The organism is Bacillus cereus group sp. N6, from assembly GCF_016483705.1.
Taxonomy (GTDB): Bacteria; Bacillota; Bacilli; order Bacillales; family Bacillaceae_G; genus Bacillus_A; species Bacillus_A wiedmannii.
Map to the genome: position 1 here is coordinate 1 of NZ_JAEHBI010000135.1, position 2,705 is coordinate 2,705.

Genomic DNA, 2,705 nt, shown 5'->3' on the forward strand with positions numbered 1-2,705 from the left:
CGTTTTGTTTCATCTTCAACCTCTGATAAAGCTTGTGCAATTTCAGTCATAGCTGCCGATCCATCTTTACCACCTTTAGCTACTGCCTGGCCCCATTTTTCAACTTGTTCTGCTGAAATTTTTGTGCCTTCAAGCGATTCTTTCATAGCTTTATCGACACCTTGACCGAACTCAGCCGCTTTAATACGCCCTTCTTTCAATCCGTCTAAGAGGTTATCAATATTCCAGGTTCCTGTTTCAACGCCAGCTGCCATAATAGCTTGTACTTCTTCAGCGTTGTAGCCTGCTCGTGTAAGCTGACCACCATATTCGGCGATAATATCTAATTGTTCCGGTGGAAAACCCATTTTTAATAAGGCATCAGCCATACCGAGAGCGCCTTCTTGTGAAATACCTAATTCATTACCGATTTCATTTGTTTCTTGAATTAGTTCAGTAAAATCTATGCCTTCATAAGACTGAGAAATTGCGGCTGCTCCTCTTACAATTGCTGCATTCGCTTCATCGCTTATACCTTTATTTAAAGCCCATTGTCGCCGCACACCTGCAAGTGACTCTTCAGCATCTAACCCATAAGCAGTTATACCCCTAATAGCCTCTTCAACTGATTTTTTTGATGAGTCTGGAACATCAAAAGCAATATCAATTTTCGTTTGTAGCTTTGACATATCCAATGATTTTTCAATAGCGGCTGAAATACCACCACCAGCTGCTAACCCACCAATAACATTTTCTAACCCTATTTTTAAACCTTCAAACTTCTTCTCCGTTCTTCCGGCTTCTTGTTGTAAATCTCTTAATTCATTTCGAACTTGCTGGATTGAATTACCGTCATCCACAGATCGTAGAGCACGTTGTAATTTTTCAATATCTGCTTCTGTTCCTAGTGCTTCTCGTCCGATAATCCCAATTGCTTGTTCTAACTGCCGACTTGTAGCTGTTCCGTTTTTAATTGCATTCACAAGACGATTTCCTAATGCTCCTGCAAAATCATCAACGCTTTTCCCAATAGCGCTAAACAATGTTTCTAATTGCCGGGTGGAACTGGATACATTATCTTGTTCAGCCTTCATATTTCCAAGCTTATTTTTCAGACCATTAAGCGATCCTTCTGTAAATTCAATTTCACGCCTACATGCACGATATTGTTCTTCAGAAATCTTTCCATTTTGGAATTGTGCTTGAACTTGTTGTTCAGCCGCTTTCAATTTATCTAGCTTTTCTGTTGTATTTTCAATTTGTTGAGTTAATAACTTTTGCTTCTGCGCTAACGCTTCGACATTACCAGGATCAAATTTTAATAAACGTTCTACATCTTTTAGTTCTTTAGCCAAAGAATCACTTTGCTTATTAACATCTTTTAGAGCATTTTGTAAAGGTTGAGTGTTACCATTAATCTCAATTGTGATTCCTTTAATTCTTCCTGCCATTTTTTCACCCCTTTCTTAGAATGAATCGAAGTCTTTTTGATTTGCTTTTCTAACTTTTTCTTTATCTGGATTTTCTAATTCAGCGAATTCAGAAATATAATCAAAGCAATCACCAACGGTCATTTCTTCTAAATCACCATGTGTTAAATTTGCTTTATAACAAAGAGCAAGGAACAATTCAGTGGTAAATTCCTCATCACTGAAAGTCCCTTGCTCTTCATTATTTTTCTTTATTTTTTTTTTGCTCCCATTGTCATTTGAATCAAATCGTTAATTTCCGGCATAATTTCATAGATAGGGAATTCATCAAACCCATCTAACCATGTAAGTGGATCTGTAATACTTGGATCAGCCGTTTTAGCATATAACCAAACCAGATCATAAAAAACCTCGAAATCAACCTTATTAAAATCTAAAGTTGAAAGATCAATAGTTGCTTCTGTGCTATCAGGTGAAGTGATTGTACCCATAGCCCCTAAAGCAAACATATCAGCAAATAAGTCACGTCTAAATTGCGCTTTGTATCTTTTAACAGTTGCCGCTGTACTTTTTAATCTGACCTGTTTTCCGTCTATTGTAATTGTCTTTTCCATTTACTTACGCTCCTTTTGGTGCTACTGGTTTTTTAACGTACACTTCTTTGTACCAGTTATCGTAAATTGCTTGAGTTGTTTTAGAAGTTGTTTTTGTTTTAACCATTGGTCTTCCACCAGGCGCTAAAACAATTGGACTAGATACAAACTTCAATTCATTTGTATTTGGTTCAGCTGAATTTGTTTTTGTTTTAGATGCGATTGTCGGACGACTCGCTGCACAGTTATACATAACGTGTCGAGTTGCGTTCACATCGCCATCGAATTCAAATAGTAATGCAAATGATTTTCCTTTGGCATCAGCTAACTCATTTAATACACCATCAGTTTCATCTAATTGCTCACCTAATGCATCGATAGCAAATTGTTCCGGAATTGTTGCAATAGATAGCGTACCATCATAACCTTGGTTATTACTTGCAGCATAATAAAGCATGTCATCTGCGTAGAACTCAATTAAATCTCCGCGTGGATCAAATGTTAGCTCCACCCCACCAGGTAACGGGATTGGCGTACCAAACTTTACTAAAAAATCTTGAATATCAATTGGGACATAATGTACATTCTTCAAACCAAACGTAACTTTATTTTCTTTAGTCATTTATATCAACCTCGTTTCGTATATTTTTTGATACATTTTCTCAGATTCAATAAACGTCCCATACGAGTCATAAGGAATCTC

At 37.0% G+C, this 2,705-nt stretch carries 4 protein-coding genes; all 4 read right to left on the reverse strand.

Annotated features, from left to right (window positions below):
- Window positions 1–1,430, reverse strand: a 1,430-nt coding sequence (locus JDS99_RS30310) for a phage tail tape measure protein (protein ID WP_199696429.1), incomplete at its 3' end; no start/stop codon positions are given.
- 15 nt (window positions 1,431–1,445) lie between these two features.
- On the reverse strand, window positions 1,446–1,607 hold the full coding sequence (locus JDS99_RS30315) for a hypothetical protein (RefSeq protein WP_016092190.1): 162 nt from the start codon (window positions 1,605–1,607) through the stop codon (window positions 1,446–1,448).
- 53 nt (window positions 1,608–1,660) lie between these two features.
- Entirely contained in the window at window positions 1,661–2,023 is a 363-nt protein-coding gene (locus tag JDS99_RS30320; RefSeq protein ID WP_199696430.1) for a hypothetical protein, read from the reverse strand.
- A 4-nt stretch (window positions 2,024–2,027) separates the two neighbouring features.
- Entirely contained in the window at window positions 2,028–2,624 is a 597-nt protein-coding gene (locus JDS99_RS30325) for a major tail protein (RefSeq protein ID WP_199696431.1), read from the reverse strand.
- Between the last annotated feature and the right edge of the window lie 81 nt (window positions 2,625–2,705).

Excerpts from the sequence above, each read along its gene's own strand:
- JDS99_RS30320 (WP_199696430.1), bottom strand. The coding sequence starts at position 2,023 with ATGGAAAAGACAATTACAATAGACGGAAAACAGGTCAGATTAAAAAGT.
- JDS99_RS30325 (WP_199696431.1), bottom strand. The coding sequence starts at position 2,624 with ATGACTAAAGAAAATAAAGTTACGTTTGGTTTGAAGAATGTACATTAT.